The sequence below is a fragment of the Streptococcus sp. 4886 genome, from assembly GCF_013276485.1.
In the GTDB taxonomy this organism is placed as follows: domain Bacteria; phylum Bacillota; class Bacilli; order Lactobacillales; family Streptococcaceae; genus Streptococcus.
Genome location: NZ_VMLD01000004.1, coordinates 87,050 through 105,027 on the forward strand (window position 1 = coordinate 87,050; position 17,978 = coordinate 105,027).

The 17,978-nt window shown below is 38.2% G+C and carries 21 protein-coding genes and 1 pseudogene; 16 read left to right on the top strand and 6 right to left on the bottom strand.

Going from position 1 to position 17,978, the window contains the following annotated elements; all coding sequences use genetic code 11:
* Nucleotides 1–125 precede the first annotated feature (125 nt).
* On the bottom strand, nt 126–887 hold the full coding sequence (locus tag HT679_RS01955; RefSeq protein WP_173212589.1) for a DeoR/GlpR family DNA-binding transcription regulator: 762 nt from the start codon (nt 885–887) through the stop codon (nt 126–128).
* A 196-nt stretch (nt 888–1,083) separates the two neighbouring features.
* Here HT679_RS01955 and HT679_RS01960 point away from each other — a divergent pair, with 196 nt between their 5' ends.
* Entirely contained in the window at nt 1,084–1,230 is a 147-nt protein-coding gene (locus HT679_RS01960; RefSeq protein ID WP_023933379.1) for a hypothetical protein, read from the top strand.
* Here the strand turns inward: HT679_RS01960 and nrdF are convergent.
* The 3 genes from nrdF to nrdH all read right to left on the bottom strand — a co-directional run bounded on the left by nrdF (nt 1,227) and on the right by nrdH (nt 4,835).
* A complete protein-coding gene (gene nrdF / locus HT679_RS01965) occupies nt 1,227–2,189 on the bottom strand; it encodes a class 1b ribonucleoside-diphosphate reductase subunit beta (protein ID WP_173212591.1) in 963 nt (320 codons plus the stop codon). The genes HT679_RS01960 and nrdF overlap by 4 nt on opposite strands.
* Before the next feature lie 187 nt (nt 2,190–2,376).
* A complete protein-coding gene (gene nrdE, locus HT679_RS01970) occupies nt 2,377–4,536 on the bottom strand; it encodes a class 1b ribonucleoside-diphosphate reductase subunit alpha (protein WP_173212593.1) in 2,160 nt (719 codons plus the stop codon).
* Between the two features lie 80 nt (nt 4,537–4,616).
* A complete protein-coding gene (nrdH, locus tag HT679_RS01975) occupies nt 4,617–4,835 on the bottom strand; it encodes a glutaredoxin-like protein NrdH (protein WP_000259247.1) in 219 nt (72 codons plus the stop codon).
* 350 nt (nt 4,836–5,185) lie between these two features.
* On the opposite strand from nrdH, the gene HT679_RS01980 reads away from it, so the two are divergent.
* The 4 genes from HT679_RS01980 to HT679_RS01995 all read left to right on the top strand — a co-directional run bounded on the left by HT679_RS01980 (nt 5,186) and on the right by HT679_RS01995 (nt 8,412).
* Nucleotides 5,186–5,449, top strand: a complete 264-nt coding sequence (locus HT679_RS01980) for a phosphocarrier protein HPr (protein WP_000146947.1) — start codon at nt 5,186–5,188, stop codon at nt 5,447–5,449.
* 5 nt (nt 5,450–5,454) lie between these two features.
* Entirely contained in the window at nt 5,455–7,188 is a 1,734-nt protein-coding gene (gene ptsP, locus HT679_RS01985; protein ID WP_138704059.1) for a phosphoenolpyruvate--protein phosphotransferase, read from the top strand.
* 133 nt (nt 7,189–7,321) lie between these two features.
* A complete protein-coding gene (locus HT679_RS01990; protein ID WP_000031471.1) occupies nt 7,322–7,816 on the top strand; it encodes a YkgJ family cysteine cluster protein in 495 nt (164 codons plus the stop codon).
* A gap of 56 nt (nt 7,817–7,872) precedes the next feature.
* The gene (locus HT679_RS01995) at nt 7,873–8,412 is read left to right on the top strand and encodes a ClbS/DfsB family four-helix bundle protein (protein WP_173212595.1); all 540 of its coding nucleotides are present in this window, start codon (nt 7,873–7,875) and stop codon (nt 8,410–8,412) included.
* A 203-nt stretch (nt 8,413–8,615) separates the two neighbouring features.
* Here HT679_RS01995 and dhaQ read toward each other — a convergent pair whose 3' ends face one another.
* Nucleotides 8,616–9,605: a DhaKLM operon coactivator DhaQ gene (gene dhaQ, locus HT679_RS02000; protein WP_166731700.1), complete on the bottom strand. Its 990-nt coding sequence runs from the start codon at nt 9,603–9,605 to the stop codon at nt 8,616–8,618.
* Nucleotides 9,602–10,132, bottom strand: coding sequence for a dihydroxyacetone kinase transcriptional activator DhaS (gene dhaS / locus HT679_RS02005; RefSeq protein ID WP_112443715.1), 531 nt, complete (start codon nt 10,130–10,132; stop codon nt 9,602–9,604). The genes dhaQ and dhaS overlap by 4 nt, the downstream gene beginning before the upstream one ends.
* A 153-nt stretch (nt 10,133–10,285) precedes the next feature.
* On the opposite strand from dhaS, the gene dhaK reads away from it, so the two are divergent.
* The 11 genes and pseudogenes from dhaK to HT679_RS02050 all read left to right on the top strand — a co-directional run bounded on the left by dhaK (nt 10,286) and on the right by HT679_RS02050 (nt 17,967).
* Nucleotides 10,286–11,275: a dihydroxyacetone kinase subunit DhaK gene (gene dhaK / locus HT679_RS02010; RefSeq protein ID WP_173212597.1), complete on the top strand. Its 990-nt coding sequence runs from the start codon at nt 10,286–10,288 to the stop codon at nt 11,273–11,275.
* A 21-nt stretch (nt 11,276–11,296) separates the two neighbouring features.
* Nucleotides 11,297–11,872 (top strand): dihydroxyacetone kinase subunit DhaL, encoded by a 576-nt coding sequence (gene dhaL / locus HT679_RS02015; RefSeq protein ID WP_173212600.1) that lies wholly within the window; start codon nt 11,297–11,299, stop codon nt 11,870–11,872.
* Nucleotides 11,872–12,246 carry a dihydroxyacetone kinase phosphoryl donor subunit DhaM gene (dhaM, locus tag HT679_RS02020; protein WP_173212602.1) on the top strand — a complete coding sequence of 125 codons (375 nt, stop codon included), beginning with the start codon at nt 11,872–11,874 and terminating at the stop codon, nt 12,244–12,246. The genes dhaL and dhaM overlap by 1 nt, the downstream gene beginning before the upstream one ends.
* A gap of 701 nt (nt 12,247–12,947) precedes the next feature.
* Entirely contained in the window at nt 12,948–13,679 is a 732-nt protein-coding gene (locus HT679_RS02025; protein WP_173212605.1) for a hypothetical protein, read from the top strand.
* A gap of 299 nt (nt 13,680–13,978) precedes the next feature.
* The gene (locus tag HT679_RS11640; RefSeq protein ID WP_345890088.1) at nt 13,979–14,170 is read left to right on the top strand and encodes a hypothetical protein; all 192 of its coding nucleotides are present in this window, start codon (nt 13,979–13,981) and stop codon (nt 14,168–14,170) included.
* 30 nt (nt 14,171–14,200) lie between these two features.
* On the top strand, nt 14,201–14,413 hold the full coding sequence (locus HT679_RS11240) for a hypothetical protein (protein ID WP_240149566.1): 213 nt from the start codon (nt 14,201–14,203) through the stop codon (nt 14,411–14,413).
* Nucleotides 14,414–14,461: 48 nt separating this feature from the next.
* Entirely contained in the window at nt 14,462–14,680 is a 219-nt protein-coding gene (locus HT679_RS02030; RefSeq protein ID WP_173212672.1) for a hypothetical protein, read from the top strand.
* A 124-nt stretch (nt 14,681–14,804) separates the two neighbouring features.
* Nucleotides 14,805–15,497: pseudogene (locus HT679_RS02035) on the top strand (YjjG family noncanonical pyrimidine nucleotidase).
* Between the two features lie 61 nt (nt 15,498–15,558).
* Nucleotides 15,559–16,212, top strand: a complete 654-nt coding sequence (locus HT679_RS02040; protein ID WP_173212607.1) for a uracil-DNA glycosylase — start codon at nt 15,559–15,561, stop codon at nt 16,210–16,212.
* A 9-nt stretch (nt 16,213–16,221) separates the two neighbouring features.
* On the top strand, nt 16,222–16,686 hold the full coding sequence (locus tag HT679_RS02045) for an 8-oxo-dGTP diphosphatase (protein WP_173212609.1): 465 nt from the start codon (nt 16,222–16,224) through the stop codon (nt 16,684–16,686).
* 12 nt (nt 16,687–16,698) lie between these two features.
* A complete protein-coding gene (locus tag HT679_RS02050) occupies nt 16,699–17,967 on the top strand; it encodes a dihydroorotase (RefSeq protein ID WP_173212611.1) in 1,269 nt (422 codons plus the stop codon).
* The last annotated feature ends 11 nt before the right edge of the window (nt 17,968–17,978 follow it).

Genomic DNA, 17,978 nt, shown 5'->3' on the forward strand with positions numbered 1-17,978 from the left:
AAGTCTTTGATACAGAAAAACGCATAATATCAAGTGTTGAAACCTTGATACTATGCGTTTTATTGTGGGAAGATTTACTTCATTTACTTCTGAAATTGAGTTGTTACCCAGAATCTTTCAGTTTATTAAGGCTTGATGACTTTAGTAAGTTTAGATAGTTCAAAAAGGATTGAATCACTTAGTTTAGAATCTGAAACAATAGTATCAAGATTTGATACATTATAAAAAGTATAAAAATCAAACTTATTGAACTTACTATGATCTGCGAGTAAATATTTTTTATTAGAATTATTTAAAGCGATGCGTTGAGCCTCTCCCTCTTCCTCGCTAAAAGTAGCTAGAGCTCCGTTTTGAATACCATTACAGCTAACGAAAGCTTTAGAAAATTGGAGATTAGAGAGATTTTGTAGGGTCAATGTGCCAACAAAAGCACCTGTAATATCGCGATAATTTCCACCTATCAAAATCAAATCTGTTAATTTTCGTTCGCTTAAAATCAGAAAAACAGGTAGACTGTTGGTCACGACGCGGATATTGTCAATAGGCAACTCACGCGCAAAAAATTCTAATGTTGTTCCTGGTCCAATAAAAATAGTTTCTCTTTCTTCTACTAGACTGCCTGCAAAACGGGCTATTTCTTGTTTTTCTTCCGTTTGGAGGGCTTGTTTTTCAATATTTGATCGCTCATTAGTCAAAAGGGAGTTGGTTCGAAGTTTTTCAGCTCCACCATGCACACGAATCAGCAAATCTTTATCAGCTAATTCCTGTAAATAGCGCCTTGCAGTCATATCTGAAACGGCTATTTCGTCCATAATCTGTTTAACCGTTATGGTTCCTTTACTATTTACTATCTCTAAAATTTTGGTTAATTTTTCTTGTTTGAGCATATTATCACCTCGTTTCCTACTACTATCTTACCATAAACTAGCTCATCATTCAAATACAAAAACAACAAAATAAAACAAAAACAAAAACAAAAATATCGAGGTTTATTTTCAAAACTTTCGATATTTTTATTAAGTTATTATTTTGTTGTTTCTAGTTTACTTTTTGATAGTTAAGAGTGGTGGAGAATTATACTCAATGAAAATCAAAGAGCAAACTAGGAAGCTAGCCGTAGGTTGCTCAAAACACAGTTTTGAGGTTGTAGATAAGACTGACGAAGTCAGTGAGCATATCTACGGCAAGGCGAAGCTGACGTGGTTTGAAGAGATTTTCGAAGAGTATTAGTCTAAACCGTAGTTATAGTCATCGTCTTGCATGGCTTCAACTTCGCCAAGAAGGTAACCATTTCCGACTTGAGAGAAGAAGTCATGGTTGGAAGTTCCTGTTGAAATACCGTTCATAACGATTGGGTTCACATCTTCAGCTGAATCTGGGAAAAGTGGATCTTGTCCCATGTTCATGAGAGCTTTATTGGCATTGTAGCGAAGGAAGGTTTTAACCTCTTCAGTCCAACCAACACCGTCATAAAGACTCTCTGTGTAGCCTTCTTCATTTTCATAAAGAGTATAGAGTAGGTCGTACATCCACTCTTTGAGTTTTTCTTGCTCTTCTTCAGGCAATTCATTGAAACCAAGTTGGAATTTGTAACCAATGTAGGTTCCGTGAACAGACTCGTCACGAATAATCAATTTAATGATTTCTGCAACGTTGGCAAGTTTGTTGTTACCGAGATAGTAGAGGGGAGTGAAGAAACCAGAGTAGAAGAGGAAGGTTTCGAGGAAGACGCTGGCAACTTTCTTTTCAAGTGGGCTGCCGTTTAGGTAGATTTCGTTGACAATCTCAGCCTTCTTTTGTAGGTAAGGATTGGTATTGGTCCATTCGAAAATTTTTTCAATCTCAGCCTTAGTATTCAAGGTAGAAAAGATTGATGAGTAAGATTTAGCGTGGACAGATTCCATAAATTGGATGTTATTGAAAACAGCTTCCTCATGTGGTGTACGGATGTCTGCGCGAAGGGCTTGAACCCCAGTTTCAGATTGCATAGTGTCAAGAAGGGTTAAACCACCAAAAACTTTTCCGACCAAGTCTTTCTCTTTGTTAGATAGCTTTCTCCAGTCATCCAAGTCGTTTGATAAGGGAATACGTGTATCGAGCCAAAATTGCTCCGTCAGTTTTTCCCAAGTTGATTTGTCGATGACATCTTCGATAGCATTCCAGTTAATGGCTTTGTAGTAAGTTTCCATTTGAAATCTCTTTCTGTGTTTAGTATTGCGAACTCACAATTATTTCTATTTTACCATAATTCTATAGGAGTATCGCACAAAAAGTCGGAAGCCCGACTTTTAAAATGTTACATAAATTATGTTATGACCTAGTAGATTTGATTTTATCAGTGCTGCTTAGGGAAAAATAGTGTTTCTATGCTAGAAACTAAATCACACAGCTTTCACACTGGTTGGCACCGACTTCTCCACCATCATCTGTAAAGGTACGGACGTAGTAGATAGACTTGATACCCTTGTTAAAGGCATAGTTACGAAGGATAGACAAGTCACGTGTTGTTTGTTTGTTTTCTTTCTTCCATTCGTAAAGACCTTTTGGAATGTCACTACGCATGAAGAGGGTGAGCGAAAGTCCTTGATCCACGTGCTCTGTCGCAGCAGCGTAAACATCAATCACTTTACGCATATCCATGTCGTAGGCAGAAGTGTAGTAAGGAATGGTTTCTGTTGACAATCCAGCAGCAGGGTAGTAGATTTTCCCGATTTTCTTTTCTTGACGTTCTTCGATACGTTGCGTAATCGGATGGATAGAAGCAGAAACGTCATTGATGTAACTGATAGAACCATTTGGAGCAACAGCAAGGCGGTTTTGGTGGTAAAGACCATCTGCTTGAACCTTGTCGCGAAGTTCAGCCCAGTCAGCAACACTTGGGATAAAGACATCTTTGAAGAGTTCTTTAACATGTTCTGATTTTGGAACAAACTCGCCTGTAATATACTTGTCGAAGTAGCTTCCGTTAGCATAGTCTGATTTTTCAAAATTGTGGAAGGTGATACCACGTTCACGCGCGATATTGTTTGACTCAACCAAAGTCCAGTAGTTCATAAGCATAAAGTAGATGCTTGTAAATTCAACAGACTCAGGTGAACCATATTCAATCAGTTGTTGGGCAAGGTAGCTGTGAAGTCCCATAGCACCAAGACCAAAGGTGTGGGCTTGGCTATTTCCATGGTCAATCGTAGGTACAGCCACAATGTGTGAACTATCTGTAACGAAAGTTAAAGCACGAACCATAGCACGGATAGAACGACCAAAGTCAGGTGAAGTCATCATGTTAACCACGTTGGTTGAACCAAGGTTACATGAAACATCTGTTCCCATTTGAAGGAATTCTTGAGCATCGTTGATCAAGCTTGGTTCTTGAACCTGAAGAATCTCAGAACACAAGTTGCTCATGATAATCTTACCATCAACAGGATTTGCACGGTTAGCCGTATCAATGTTGACGACATAAGGGTAGCCAGACTCTTGTTGTAATTTAGAGATTTCAGTTTCCAAATCACGCGCCTTGATTTTTGTCTTGCGAATATTTGGATTTGCGACCAATTCATCGTATTTTTCAGTAATGTCGATGTAGTTGAATGGCACACCGTATTCTTTTTCTACAGAGTAAGGGCTGAAGAGGTACATTTCTTCATTTTTACGAGCCAATTCGTAGAATTTATCTGGTACTACAACACCAAGTGATAGGGTTTTGACACGAACTTTTTCATCAGCATTTTCTTTCTTAGTTGAAAGGAAGGCGATGATATCTGGGTGAAAGACATTGAGGTAAACAACACCGGCACCTTGACGTTGACCCAATTGGTTAGAGTAAGAGAAGCTGTCTTCGAAGAGTTTCATGACTGGTACGACACCAGAAGCTGCTCCTTCGTAGCCTTTGATAGGTGCACCAGCTTCACGAAGGTTGCTGAGGGTAATTCCCACACCACCACCAATACGTGAAAGTTGAAGAGCTGAGTTGATAGAACGTCCGATAGAGTTCATATCATCCGTCACTTGGATTAGGAAACAAGATACCAACTCCCCACGACGAGCACGTCCAGCATTGAGGAAAGAAGGAGTAGCAGGTTGGTAGCGTTGGTGGATGATTTCATTGGCAATATCGATTGCAACAGCTTCATTCCCATCAGCGAAATAAAGGGCGTTAAAGAAGACACGGTCTTCCATACTTTCAAGATAATATTCACCGTCATTAGTCTTTAAGGCATATTGATTGTAAAATTTATAAGCTGCCATGAATGACTTGAATTGGAAGTTTTGGTCTTTGATAAATTGAGCCAATTCTTCCAAGAACTCTGGACGGTATTTCTTGATAAAAGCTGTTTCGATGTAGTTGTGTTCAATGAGGTAGTTGATTTTATCAGTAATTGAATCAAAAACCATAGTGTTTGGAACGACATTTTCGTTAAAGAAGGCATCCAAGGCTTCCTTATCTTTATGAAGCATGATTTGTCCATTAACAGGACGGTTGATTTCGTTATTGAGACGGAAGTAAGTCACGTCCTCAAGATGTTTTAATCCCATAAAATTTCCCTTATCTAATTACAAAAGAAAGGCCTCTAAGTTCGCCCTAGAAGCAGTTTCTTCTGGATGATGTACTAAGATTATGCTAATTGTTTCAGTTTTCCTGGTTGGAAACCTGAAAAGACTTCAGTTGGTGTTTGGATAACAGGAGCTGCGCTAAAACCGAGCTCTTTAACTTGATCGATATACTCAGGTTGCTCATCAAGATTGATTTCACGATAAGAGACATTATTACTGTCCAAGAAACGCTTGGTCATTTTACATTGGACACAATTGTTTTTAGAATAAACGGTTACCATTGTGTAACTCCTCTTCAAAATTTAATACTATCTTAGTATATCAGAAAATAAAATTTTGTCAATGATTTGAACTAAATATAGTGGTCAATTTTTCTACTTAAGCTCACAAAACACAATATGTAGTGTTTGCTTTATAAAACAGCAATGATTATCGTATAAATCGTTTTTAAAGAAACTATATCCTGTGTTTTGTTATCTAGGATAGAAGATTTTCAGCAAGTTATCTGAAAAGAAATTGAAGGAAAATCCAGAAAATGCTTGAAAAAAATCCTAGAAGATGGTATAATACCAAATTGTAAGGGTTATCACATATAACTCAAAAAAAGAAAGAACAAAAGGAGAGTCAAACTATGGCTTCTAAAGATTTCCACGTAGTGGCAGAAACAGGTATTCACGCACGTCCAGCAACATTGTTGGTACAAACTGCTAGCAAATTTGCTTCAGATATCACTCTTGAGTACAAAGGTAAATCAGTTAACCTTAAATCAATTATGGGTGTTATGAGTCTTGGTGTTGGCCAAGGTGCTGATGTAACTATCTCAGCTGAAGGTGCAGATGCAGATGACGCTATCGCTGCAATCTCAGAAACAATGGAAAAAGAAGGATTGGCATAAGGGAAATGACAGAAATGCTTAAAGGAATCGCAGCATCTGACGGTGTTGCAGTTGCAAAAGCATATCTACTCGTTCAACCGGATTTGTCATTCGAGACTATTTCAGTCGAAGATACAAACGCAGAAGAGGCTCGTTTGGATGTTGCTCTTGAAGCTTCTCAAAACGAGCTTTCTCTTATCCGCGAGAAAGCTGTAGGTACGCTTGGTGAAGAAGCAGCTCAAGTTTTTGACGCTCATTTGATGGTTCTTTCTGACCCAGAATTGATTGGTCAGATTAAAGAAACAATTCGTGCTAAGAAAGTCAATGCAGAAGCAGGTCTTAAAGAAGTGACTGACATGTTCATCACTATCTTTGAAGGCATGGAAGACAACCCATACATGCAAGAACGTGCAGCGGATATCCGCGACGTGACAAAACGTGTATTGGCAAACCTTCTTGGTAAGAAATTGCCAAACCCAGCTTCTATCAATGAAGAAGTAATCGTGATTGCACATGACTTGACACCATCTGATACAGCTCAATTGGACAAAAACTTTGTAAAAGCTTTTGTAACAAACATCGGTGGACGTACAAGCCACTCAGCTATCATGGCACGTACACTTGAAATTGCAGCTGTATTGGGAACAAATAACATCACTGAAGTAGTGAAAGACAGTGATATCCTTGCCGTTAACGGAATTACTGGTGAAGTGATTATCAACCCAACAGATGAACAAGCGGCAGAATTTAAAGCAGCTGGTGAAGCTTATGCTAAACAAAAAGCTGAATGGGCACTTTTGAAAGATGCTCAAACAGTGACTGCTGACGGTAAACATTTCGAGTTGGCTGCTAACATCGGTACTCCAAAAGACGTTGAAGGTGTTAACAACAACGGTGCAGAAGCTGTTGGACTTTACCGTACAGAGTTCTTGTATATGGATTCTCAAGACTTCCCAACAGAAGATGAGCAGTATGAAGCATACAAGGCTGTTCTTGAGGGAATGAATGGTAAACCAGTGGTTGTTCGTACAATGGATATTGGTGGAGATAAGGAACTTCCTTACTTCGATATGCCACACGAAATGAACCCATTCCTTGGATTCCGTGCCCTTCGTATCTCTATTTCTGAAACTGGAGATGCAATGTTCCGTACACAAATCCGTGCCCTTCTTCGTGCTTCTGTTCATGGTCAATTGCGTATCATGTTCCCAATGGTTGCCCTTTTGAAAGAATTCCGTGCAGCTAAAGCAGTTTATGAAGAAGAAAAAGCAAACCTTCTTGCTGAAGGTGTTGCAGTTGCGGATGACATCCAAGTTGGTATCATGATTGAAATCCCTGCAGCAGCAATGCTTGCAGATCAATTTGCAAAAGAAGTAGACTTCATGTCGATTGGTACAAACGACTTGATTCAATACTCAATGGCAGCAGACCGTATGAACGAGCAAGTTTCATACCTTTACCAACCATATAACCCATCAATCCTTCGCTTGATCAACAACGTTATCAAGGCAGCTCACGCTGAAGGTAAATGGGCTGGTATGTGTGGTGAGATGGCTGGTGACCAAAAAGCTGTTCCACTTCTTGTCGGAATGGGCTTGGATGAGTTCTCTATGTCAGCAACATCTGTACTTCGTACACGTAGCTTGATGAAGAAATTGGATACTGCTAAGATGGAAGAGTACGCTAACCGTGCCCTTACAGAGTGTTCAACAATGGAAGAAGTTCTTGAACTTCAAAAAGAATACGTTAACTTTGATTAATGTCATTAACCTTGTAACCTAGTTGCAAGGTTTTTTGATACATTCGGGAATAGTATAGTCTTGTAAAGTCCACTTTTCAATGAGTCAGAGGCATGATATAATAGGGGGAAACAAATAGAATAAGAGAGAAACCATGTCTAAAGAAATTGATATTGAGTACTACCACCAGCTAGCCTTACAAAAGCAGAAGGAGCACCGTAAAGTTTTAGCCAATTTAAAGAAAAAGCCACCAAAAAATCTAGATAAGATAGCCCAGCAGATTCACGAGGAAGTCTTTGCGGAGATTGATTGTACGGCCTGTGCCAACTGTTGCAAGACATTGGGACCTGACTTCAAGGAAGCAGACATCACTCGTATTGCTAAGTACTTTAAGATGAAATTACCGGCCTTTGAAGCTGAATTTCTGCAGGTGGATGAAGATGGGGATAAGGTTTTCAAATCCATGCCCTGTCCCTTTTTAGGAGGAGATAATCTCTGTTCCATCTATGACGTTCGTCCAAAGGCCTGTCGAGAGTTCCCCCATACAGATCGCAAAAAGATCCATCAAATCAACCATTTGACGATTAAGAATACTTTGACCTGTCCAGCAGCCTATCTCTTTGTTGAGAAATTAAAGGATAAGTTATAGAGATTTAAAGGATAAAAAATTTCTAATAATAACTAGTAATATGAAGGGAGAACTCTGTGCCTAGACCGAAAACAAAAGAGGAGCTAATGCTGGCCTCTAAGGAAAATTATGAAAAGCTTAACCTCTTCATCTCTCAATTAAGTGAAGATGAGCTACAGACTCCATTTGATTTTTCAAGAGACCTAAAGAAAAAAGAAGCTCACTGGAAAAGGGATAAAAATCTGCGGGATGTCTTGATCCATCTTTATGAATGGCATCAGTTACTTTTGACTTGGGTACATTCTAATCAAAAAGGTCACGAAAGACCTTTTCTCCCTGAACCTTATAATTGGAAAACTTATGGAGAAATGAATGTCGCTTTTTGGAAGAAGCACCAGAAAACGTCCTTAGAAGAAGCGACTAGACTCTTGGAACAATCACATAAAGAAGTTTTAGAGTTGATAGAAGTTTTTAGCAATGACGAACTCTTTGCCAAAGGTATCTATCAGTGGACGGGAGGGACAAGTCTAGGTTCCTACTTTGTCAGTAGCACTTCCAGTCACTATGATTGGGCTCTGAAAAAACTCAAAGCTCATCGGAAGAATTGTAAGGGATAGATGGACTGTTTGAAATAGAAAGAATGAATTTTTTTAAACGTAATACTCTTCGAAAATCAAATTCAAACTGCGTCAACGTCGCCTTGCCGTACTCAAGTACAGCCTGCGGCTAGTTTCCTAGTTTGCTTTTTGATTTTCATTGAGTATAAGATAAAAGCAAAGGGCTATCAAGTGATGTAGCCCTTTTGAGTTATACAAGCAAATTACCATGCAAAAGCTGTCGTTGGAGCATTGAGCGCTTCTAACCACTGTTTATTTTTTACAGGGCAAAGAGTTACGGATATACCTGCCATATCTAGACTGGTCATAAATGTTCCTGATTTTATAAAAGTAATAGTGACTCCTTCAATTTCTAAGAGTTGAAGGAGATCATTGATAAATATGCCCATTTCTAAGTTGCTGGTAGTGCCTAGATTATTTACAAGCAATATAAATTGATCACCCTTTTTCCAATGATAGTGCAATCTTAATTTACTTATAATTTCATTTGCAAGGATTTCCGATGATTGGAATGGGACGATACGATAGCCTTCTTCGCCATGTATCCCAATACCATAAGAAATATTTCCTTCTTCCAAGTTAAATAGTGGAAGGGTGGTTTGAGGGAGACTAGCCGATTTCGTTGCAAAGCCAATTGTTGCGATTTCGGGAGCAAGTTCATGACCTAAATCAGTTAGTTGCTCTATTTCGGCACCATTTTGAGCTGCATATCCTAGAACTTTATGAAGTAAAATTGTCCCTGCAAGCCCTCTTCCTCTAATTTGAAATCTATTGTGAGGTTCAATTGAAATATCGTCGTGTGCGAGACTATAGCTGACTTTAATTCCTTCTTGTCTAGCAGTATTAATGGCCCAGCTAAATTCTTTGATGTCTGCTTCGAAATTTTTTACAATGATGAAGACACCGTGACCATTGTTTAAAAAACGAATGGACTCTAAGATTTCAGTTCTTGTAGGTGGAGTAAATAATTGGCCATAGATAGCAGCAGTAAGCATTCCTTCTCCCACATATCCAATATGCGCAGGTTCGTGACCGGAACCCCCACCCGCCAATATTGGAACCTGATGAGGATTGCGATTTTTTTGATAGACTAGTGGTAAGGTAGGGTGTTTTTCTAATTCAGGATGACTGCTGACAGTTGCCGAAATGTAACTTGAAATAATTTTCTGTTTATGATTTGAAATAAATGTCATTGTGGTCTCTTTCCAATAATTGTCATGATTAGAAAGTCTGGTTGTGGAACTGGACTTTTTTTATTGACGTAAGCCTTCACGATTTCTGCTAGAGCATGTGAATGATAGTCTAACAAAAAACAAGTATAAGCAGATGAATCGCTATCAATCTGACCGTATTCTCTTAAAATTTTTGATACAAGCAAGCGACAGTAGCTGATAAAGTGGTCATAGAAGTTATTTTGCCCTTGAATATCAAAAAGTTGAATATAAAAGTCACGCTCTTGTTCGAAATAAAAAAATAATTCTTGTAATAGCTTTTGGCCTGAAATGAAGTCCAAGTTATTGGTGATATACTCGGTTAAGTCATTTTCAAATATCCAGTCTAGTAGTTCATATTTGTCAAGAAAGTGATTATAAAAGGTCTGTCTACGAATGCCAGCTGATTCCATGATATCTACAATAGAGATTTTATCAAATTCTCTAGTAGCTAATAGGTCTCTAAATGCCTTGGCAATCCGTTTTTTTGTAATGAGTGATGATGCCATAGGAAACCTTTCTTTTACTTACTTCATTTTACCAAAAAAATGTTTTAAACGGGTTTAAAAGGGGACAAATATTAGAATCTGTCCCTTATCATCCAGCAATAAAAAATATATAATGAAAGCGAAAACAAAGGTAGATGCCGAAAGGAGTTTCTCATGAAAAAAATTATAAATGAACCGACACAAGTTGTTGATGAAATGTTGCAGGGATTGTCATTCATGCATGATGACTTGGTTCAACGCTTAGATGGTTTTGATGTCATCGTTAGAAAGGCAGAAAAGACAGGAAAAGTTGGTCTCATTTCAGGTGGAGGTTCAGGACATGAACCAAGTCATGCTGGATTTGTAGGAGATGGAATGTTGTCTGCTGCCATTTGTGGAGCAGTCTTTACTTCACCTACTCCAGACCAAATTTTAGAAGCCGTTAAGGCGGCTGATGAAGGTGCTGGAGTTTTCATGGTCATCAAGAACTATTCTGGTGACATTATGAACTTTGAAATTGCACAAGAACTTGCTGAAATGGAAGGTATTGATGTAGCAAGCGTTGTAGTCGATGATGATATTGCTGTTGAAAATAGTCTCTATACCCAAGGGCGTCGAGGTGTTGCAGGTACTATATTAGTCCATAAAATTTTGGGTAATGCGGCTCGTTCTGGTAAATCATTATCTGAAATGAAGGACTTGGCCGACAAACTTGTCTTAGAAATTAAAACAATTGGGCTGGCCCTGTCTGGAGCAACTGTTCCTGAAGTTGGGAAACCAGGATTTGTTCTAGAAGATGATGAATTTGAATATGGTGTTGGTATTCACGGTGAACCCGGATATAAAAAAGAGAAAATGCAACCTTCTGCACAATTGGCGTTAGAATTGGTTGAAAAACTATCTGAAGGTTTCCAACTTAAGGCTGGTGAACGCTATGGCCTTCTCATCAATGGTTTGGGAAGCACCCCTCTTATGGAGCAATATGTATTTGCAAATGATGTGGCTAAATTACTCCATGAAAAAGGTGTTGAGTTGGCATTTAAGAAAATTGGAAATTATATGACATCAATTGATATGGCTGGCCTGTCATTAACATTGATTCGATTGGCAGATGATGAGTGGTTGGATGCTCTAAATGAACCTGTTATTACACCAGCTTGGTAAAACTCAAGGAGGAAATGTCGTATGAATGCTGAACAAGCTCTTGAATGGATGAAGCTTTTTAATGAAAAGATTCAAGAACAGAAAGATTACCTTAGTGAGCTAGACACCCCTATAGGAGATGGAGACCACGGTGGAAATATGGCGCGTGGCATGGCTGCAGTTATGGAAAACTTAGAAGGAAAGCAATTTGAGACTAACAGTGATGTGTTTAAACTTGTCTCAATGCAATTACTGAGTAAGGTAGGCGGTGCTTCTGGTCCTCTGTATGGCTCTGCTTTTATGGGCATGGCCAAGGCTGATTCAAATTCGAAAATAGAGGAAATCTTACAAAGTGGTTTGGATATGATTGTCAAACGTGGGAAAGCAGAAGTTGGAGAAAAGACAATGGTTGATGTTTGGACTCCTGTTATTGCTGCCTTGTCTGATAGCCAATTGACTCAAGAGGTTATTGATCAGGTGGTGAATGCTACCAAAGATTTACTTGCAACTAAAGGAAGGGCATCTTATGTAGGAGAACGTTCTCTTGGACATATTGATCCTGGATCATTCTCATCAGGATTACTCTTTACTGCTCTTTTAGAAACTGGGGTGGTTTAATGGGAAGTATTGGTCTTGTTATGGTTTCACATTCCAAATACATTGCAGAAGGTATTGTTGAACTGATTAGTGAAGTAGCTAAAGATGTTCCGATTACTTATGTAGGAGGGACCGAAGATGGAGGAATTGGAACAAGTTTTGATCAAGTAGATAGGGTTGTTTCCGAAAATCCAGCAGATACCTTATTAGCCTTTTTTGACCTAGGTTCTGCTAAAATGAACTTAGAAATGGTGGCTGATTTCAGTGATAAAAGTATCGTCATCAATAGGGTTCCGATTGTAGAAGGTGCCTATACTGCAGCTGCTCTTCTTCAGGCTGGTGCAGAACTGTCAGTTATTCAAACACAGTTGTCGGAGCTTGAAATCAATAAATAAGGAATTTTACTATAACTCTTTTTATAGGTGGGCTGTTGATTATCTCAACTATCAAAGTTTAATACTCAATGAAAATTAAAGAGCAAACTAGGAAGCTAGCCACAGGCTGTACTTGAGTACGGCAAGGTGAAGCTGACGTGGTTTGAATTTGATTTTCGAAGAGTATAAGTAAATAATTTCAAAATCAGAAAAGGATTGCTTTGTGCAGTTCCTTTTTATTTTAACAGGAGTAAAGCTATAGTGTTTCTAAATTGTGAATCAATCAAAACTGATTGTGATGGGACTATTCTAGCTTTAGAATTCTTCAAAAATTAAAATTTAAGGCAATCAATTGCTTAGAAGAGTACGAAAACATTTAGTTTATAGTAATTCTAGGTCTAGAATTGCATAGATATTTATGAAGTCAGGGTGTTCGATAGATAGGATTGTTCTATTCAGGACGATTTTTACTAACAATCTTCTAGGATAGCAGTTTGCCAATGAATTTTGTTGAAAGCTTCCTTGTTTTATGGTAGTCTAAAGTAAGAGAAAGTCTTATCATTATATTTGTATCTTTAATCTGACTTGGTTTAGGTCTAGAAGAGGGATAGATTTTTGGATACTGCAAATAACAATTATATTTTCACTTGCAAAATATGACTTGTTTGAAAGAGAATGTAAACTAAAAATGGATTCCCTTTACATATTATAGGAGTAGGTAGATGAGTAATCTAGAGTCAATTCGTAAAGCGCATATCATCGTGTGGGGTGCCTATCTATTTTTATCATTAAGGGCGCCGCTAATGAACAGCACAGAGTATTTCTTGCTTATTTTTTTAGCGTTTCTCTATTCGATAGTATCGCTCCCTATATATTCAGTGAAAAATAAAATAGTATCTATCTGTCTAGCCATAAATTCGATTCTGTTAATGAGTTTCCCGATTTTAATCAATAAATATTTCCCAGGAAAGGTTTCTACTTATATCGTATTAATCAGTATTTTTATCCTGGAGTTTTTAATCTTTAATAAAATTGGTAAAGATTTTGATACTAGATTAGCTAGTGAGTATAGGAAAATCAGTCAGTTTAAAAGTAAGATGTCTCAATCTCCTCGGATAAAATATTTAGAGATTTCTAGTTTTATATTAACTATATTTCCATTTATTCTTCATGGTACAGTTGCTAATCGTGTATTGACTCTTATCTTTTTGATAAAAATTTGTGTAGATACTACGATAAAGATTCTATTAAACAGAATCTTTAAGACAAGTAAGGTAATGAAAAGGAGGATATTTTCTCTTTTTGTACTAGATTTGATTGTCTATATATTTTTAGGCTATGTTTTAGCAATGCAAAAAGATGGATACCTATTTTCAATTCTACTAATTTTTTCTAATTTCTCACTTCCCTTTATCAGAGAAAAAGAGTATGAATTATTTAAAAATAAGAAGTGAGATAGATATGGTTAAATCTTAGTTCTCTTTAAAATCAAATCAGGTAGAGAAAGGATATCTTATCTAGGTAACAAAGTACTATAAACAAAGTTGACGATTACCTGTTAGGAAACTATCCTAACCATGCAACGTTAAAGAGGAGAAATCTTATGAAACTCGTATCACCAAATAATTATGTTGCTATTGAGTAAGAAGAGATGTGTCTCTTAATGAAGTATCATCTCTACACAAGGGATTGCTTTCTTTTTGGAGAAACGTTGCACTGAATGGAGCACTTACTTATTTTATGAGGATAGAAGATGATTCGACTAAGTGATAAAGTTAGACTAATATTTGCTCTTTTAGGAGTAAGTTCCATATTGGTTAGTATGTATCTTATACCTTTTATTAAAACTGAGAATAAATTTTGGGAAATACTTTTATTTATATTAGGTGTATTGCTAGTTGGAATTGCGTTACTAAGTCATAAAAAAATTAAATTTTGGAAATAGCGTTAGTGAGAAGGACAGGATAATAGTATTATGATGGTTGTTTTAATTTTGATGGTTCTGGTATTTCTGTATTATGTAATTACAGAGTATTTTCAGAATAGTTATATTGACTGTATACTATTTCTAACATTGCTGATTTCTCATTTGATATGGGATTACTATTTTTTACCCATTGAAGTCTTAGTAGCATTAAGTGGAGTAAATTTGTTGTCAAGATTATTCAAAAAAATGAGAAGTCAATAGATTTGTTAGTGGATTATAAAGATGAAAGGTAAAATTGGGATATTTAAAATGAAACATTTTATTGCTGGTATTGGAGAGATAAAATTAGCTTTCTACATCTTATATGTTTTGCTAGGTCTAGCACCTTTATTTCACACTTACATAATAAATGCTGAAATAGGGGTAGGAAAATTAGCCTTAACTATTATAGGGGTAGTCTCCGTATTTATTTTAACTATTGCTCGAATTTATAGAAGATTTTTCTATAATAAAAATAAACTTGACTAGAATAGTATGGATTAGTTAATCAATTGGAACGATTATTCTTTGTGATACTATACCACTTTTAAGTTTTTACATTAAACAACTGGCTGAAGTGAAAGTTGTTTATCTTAGAAAGGAAAACCTCAAATTGTCCTACAAATTTCTACTTTTCGACCTTGACCACACTTTGCTTGATTTTGATGATGCTGAAGATGTGGCTTTGACGCAACTTCTAAAAGAAGAAGGGGTTACAGATATTCAGGCTTATAAAGACTATTATGTTCCTATGAACAAGGCTCTCTGGAAGGACTTAGAGCAAAAGAAAATCAGTAAACAAGAGCTGGTTAACACGCGCTTTTCTCGTTTATTTTCTCATTTTGGATAGGAAAAAGATGGTAGTTTTCTAGCCCAACGTTACCAATTTTACCTCGCACAACAGGGACAAACGATTTCAGGAGCTCATGAACTCTTAGACAACCTCATCGAGCGAGATTATGAGCTATATGCTGCGACAAATGGCATTACAGCCATTCAGACAGGGCGCTTGGCTCAATCTGGTCTGGCACTTTATTTCAATCAAGTCTTTATCTCTGAACAATTGCAAACACAAAAGCCAGATGCTCTCTTTTATGAAAAAATTGGCCAACAGATTGCAGGTTTTATCAAAGAAAAGACGCTGATGATTGGAGATTCCCTAACCGCCGACATTCAAGGTGGCAATAATGCGGGGATTGACACTATCTGGTACAACCCTCATCGCGTTGAAAATCACACACAAGCCCAGCCGACTTACGAAGTCCATTCTTACCAAGGCTTGCTGGATTATTTAGATAAACTGTAAAAAGTGGTTTAGATAGCCACTTTTTGCTATAATAGAGGCAGTAAAAATGAAGGAGTTGGCTATGGAACACTCGTCTTGGCATGATTTGATTAAGGGACAATTACCTAAGGGTTATTTTGGTAAAATCAATCAGTTTATGGAGCGTGTATATTCTCAGGGGACTATTTATCCACCCAAGGAAAAGGTTTTTCAGGCTCTCTTGACAACACCACTTGAAGACGTTAAGGTGGTGATTCTGGGACAGGATCCCTATCACGGGCCAGGTCAAGCGCAGGGCTTGAGTTTTTCTGTACCTGACTCTATTCCAGCTCCACCATCCTTGCAAAATATCTTGAAAGAATTGTCAGATGATATCGGGGTCAAGAAATCTCATGATTTGACAGCGTGGGCTGAGCAAGGAGTCTTGCTTCTTAATGCTTGTTTGACGGTTCCTGCTGGACAGGCCAATGGTCATGCTGGTCAGATATGGGAGCCTTTTACTGATGCTGTGATTCAGGTGGTCAATCAACTAAATAGACCAGTCGTTTTTGTACTCTGGGGAGCTTATGCACGCAAGAAGAAGGCCTTGGTTACCAATCCTCATCACTTGATTATCGAATCAGCCCATCCCAGTCCGTTATCTGTTTACAGAGGATTTTGGGGTTCCAAGCCTTTTTCCAAGGCAAATACATTCTTAAAAGAGACAGGACAAGAGCCAATCGATTGGCTTAGATAAGGAGAAAATATGCCTCAGTTAGCGACGATTTGCTACATTGATAACGGGAAAGAACTGCTTATGCTCCACCGTAATAAGAAACCCAATGATGTCCATGAAGGGAAATGGATTGGTGTGGGTGGTAAGCTAGAGCGAGGAGAGACCCCTCAGGAGTGCGCGGCGCGTGAAATCCTCGAAGAAACAGGGCTCAAAGCCAAGCCAGTTCTAAAAGGTGTCATCACTTTTCCTGAATTTACGCCAGATTTAGACTGGTACACCTATGTTTTTAAGGTGACAGAGTTTGAGGGCGATTTGATTGACTGCAACGAGGGAACGTTAGAATGGGTTCCCTATAAAGAGGTTTTGAGTAAGCCGACTTGGGAAGGTGACCATACCTTTGTTGGGTGGCTTTTAGAAGATAAACCCTTCTTTTCAGCCAAGTTTGTTTATGATGGGGATAAATTGTTGGATACCCAAGTTGATTTCTATGAATAAAGGAGAAAGCAGATGCTACTAATCAAAAATGGTCGTGTAATGGATCCTAAGTCTGGTTTGGATCAAGTGTGTGATGTCTTAGTTCAAGATGGGAAAATTGTCGAAATTGAGTCTGAGATTACGGAAAAAGGAGCAGAAATCATAGATGCTAGTGGTCTAGTAGTTGCTCCTGGCTTGGTCGATATTCATGTTCATTTCCGTGAACCCGGTCAAACCCACAAGGAAGATATTCATACTGGTGCCCTAGCAGCTGCTGCAGGTGGTTTTACAACTGTCGTCATGATGGCTAATACTAGTCCAACCATTTCAGACGTAGAAACCTTGCAAGAAGTTCTCCAGTCAGCTACCAAGGAAAAGATTCATGTTAAGACGGTTGCGACCATTACTAAAAACTTTAATGGTCAAGATTTGACTGACTTTAAAGCACTCTTAGAAGCAGGTGCGGTTGGTTTCTCTGATGACGGTATTCCACTTGAAAGTAGTAAAGTTGTCAAGGAAGCCATGGAAGAAGCCAAAAAGCTTAATACCTTTATTAGTCTCCATGAGGAAGATCCAGGTTTGAACGGTGTTCTTGGCTTTAATGAAAATATTGCTAAAGAACATTTCCATATCTGTGGTGCAACTGGGGTAGCTGAGTATGCTATGATGGCGCGTGATGTCATGATTGCCTATGCAACAAAGGCTCATGTTCATATCCAACATTTGTCGAAGGAAGAAAGTGTTAAAGTAGTGGAGTTTGCTCAAGGACTAGGTGCGCAAGTCACAGCAGAAGTAGCGCCACAGCATTTTTCTAAGACCGAAGCGCTCCTTTTGACACAAGGAAGCAATGCCAAAATGAATCCACCTCTTCGTTTGGAATCAGACCGCTGTGCCGTTATTGAAGGACTCAAATCTGGCGTTATCTCAGTTATTGCGACAGACCACGCGCCTCACCATGCGGATGAAAAAAATGTTGAGGATATTACCAAAGCGCCATCTGGTATGACTGGCTTAGAAACATCCCTGTCTCTCGGCTTGACCTATTTGGTCAAAGCCGGTGAGTTAAGTTTGATGGAATTACTCGAAAAGATGACCTACAACCCAGCCAAGCTTTACAACTTTGAAGCAGGTTACTTGGCTGAGAATGGTCCAGCGGACATCACTATTTTTGATGCTAAGGCTGACCGCCTTGTGGACTCCCATTTTGCTTCGAAAGCAGCCAATTCACCATTCATCGGTGAAACCTTAAAAGGGCAGGTTAAATATACCATCTGTAAGGGACAAATCGTCTATCAAGCTTGATAGGAGTTGGA

Excerpts from the sequence above, each read along its gene's own strand:
- nrdH (WP_000259247.1), bottom strand. The coding sequence starts at position 4,835 with ATGGTAACCGTTTATTCTAAAAACAATTGTGTCCAATGTAAAATGACC.
- dhaS (WP_112443715.1), bottom strand. The coding sequence starts at position 10,132 with ATGGCATCATCACTCATTACAAAAAAACGGATTGCCAAGGCATTTAGA.
- dhaK (WP_173212597.1), top strand. The coding sequence starts at position 10,286 with ATGAAAAAAATTATAAATGAACCGACACAAGTTGTTGATGAAATGTTG.
- HT679_RS02050 (WP_173212611.1), top strand. The coding sequence starts at position 16,699 with ATGCTACTAATCAAAAATGGTCGTGTAATGGATCCTAAGTCTGGTTTG.
- HT679_RS02045 (WP_173212609.1), top strand. The coding sequence starts at position 16,222 with ATGCCTCAGTTAGCGACGATTTGCTACATTGATAACGGGAAAGAACTG.
- dhaM (WP_173212602.1), top strand. The coding sequence starts at position 11,872 with ATGGGAAGTATTGGTCTTGTTATGGTTTCACATTCCAAATACATTGCA.
- HT679_RS11640 (WP_345890088.1), top strand. The coding sequence starts at position 13,979 with ATGATTCGACTAAGTGATAAAGTTAGACTAATATTTGCTCTTTTAGGA.
- HT679_RS11240 (WP_240149566.1), top strand. The coding sequence starts at position 14,201 with ATGATGGTTGTTTTAATTTTGATGGTTCTGGTATTTCTGTATTATGTA.
- HT679_RS02025 (WP_173212605.1), top strand. The coding sequence starts at position 12,948 with ATGAGTAATCTAGAGTCAATTCGTAAAGCGCATATCATCGTGTGGGGT.
- dhaL (WP_173212600.1), top strand. The coding sequence starts at position 11,297 with ATGAATGCTGAACAAGCTCTTGAATGGATGAAGCTTTTTAATGAAAAG.
- HT679_RS01990 (WP_000031471.1), top strand. The coding sequence starts at position 7,322 with ATGTCTAAAGAAATTGATATTGAGTACTACCACCAGCTAGCCTTACAA.
- HT679_RS02030 (WP_173212672.1), top strand. The coding sequence starts at position 14,462 with ATGAAACATTTTATTGCTGGTATTGGAGAGATAAAATTAGCTTTCTAC.
- dhaQ (WP_166731700.1), bottom strand. The coding sequence starts at position 9,605 with ATGACATTTATTTCAAATCATAAACAGAAAATTATTTCAAGTTACATT.
- HT679_RS01980 (WP_000146947.1), top strand. The coding sequence starts at position 5,186 with ATGGCTTCTAAAGATTTCCACGTAGTGGCAGAAACAGGTATTCACGCA.
- HT679_RS02040 (WP_173212607.1), top strand. The coding sequence starts at position 15,559 with ATGGAACACTCGTCTTGGCATGATTTGATTAAGGGACAATTACCTAAG.
- ptsP (WP_138704059.1), top strand. The coding sequence starts at position 5,455 with ATGACAGAAATGCTTAAAGGAATCGCAGCATCTGACGGTGTTGCAGTT.
- nrdE (WP_173212593.1), bottom strand. The coding sequence starts at position 4,536 with ATGGGATTAAAACATCTTGAGGACGTGACTTACTTCCGTCTCAATAAC.
- HT679_RS01955 (WP_173212589.1), bottom strand. The coding sequence starts at position 887 with ATGCTCAAACAAGAAAAATTAACCAAAATTTTAGAGATAGTAAATAGT.
- HT679_RS01960 (WP_023933379.1), top strand. The coding sequence starts at position 1,084 with ATGAAAATCAAAGAGCAAACTAGGAAGCTAGCCGTAGGTTGCTCAAAA.
- nrdF (WP_173212591.1), bottom strand. The coding sequence starts at position 2,189 with ATGGAAACTTACTACAAAGCCATTAACTGGAATGCTATCGAAGATGTC.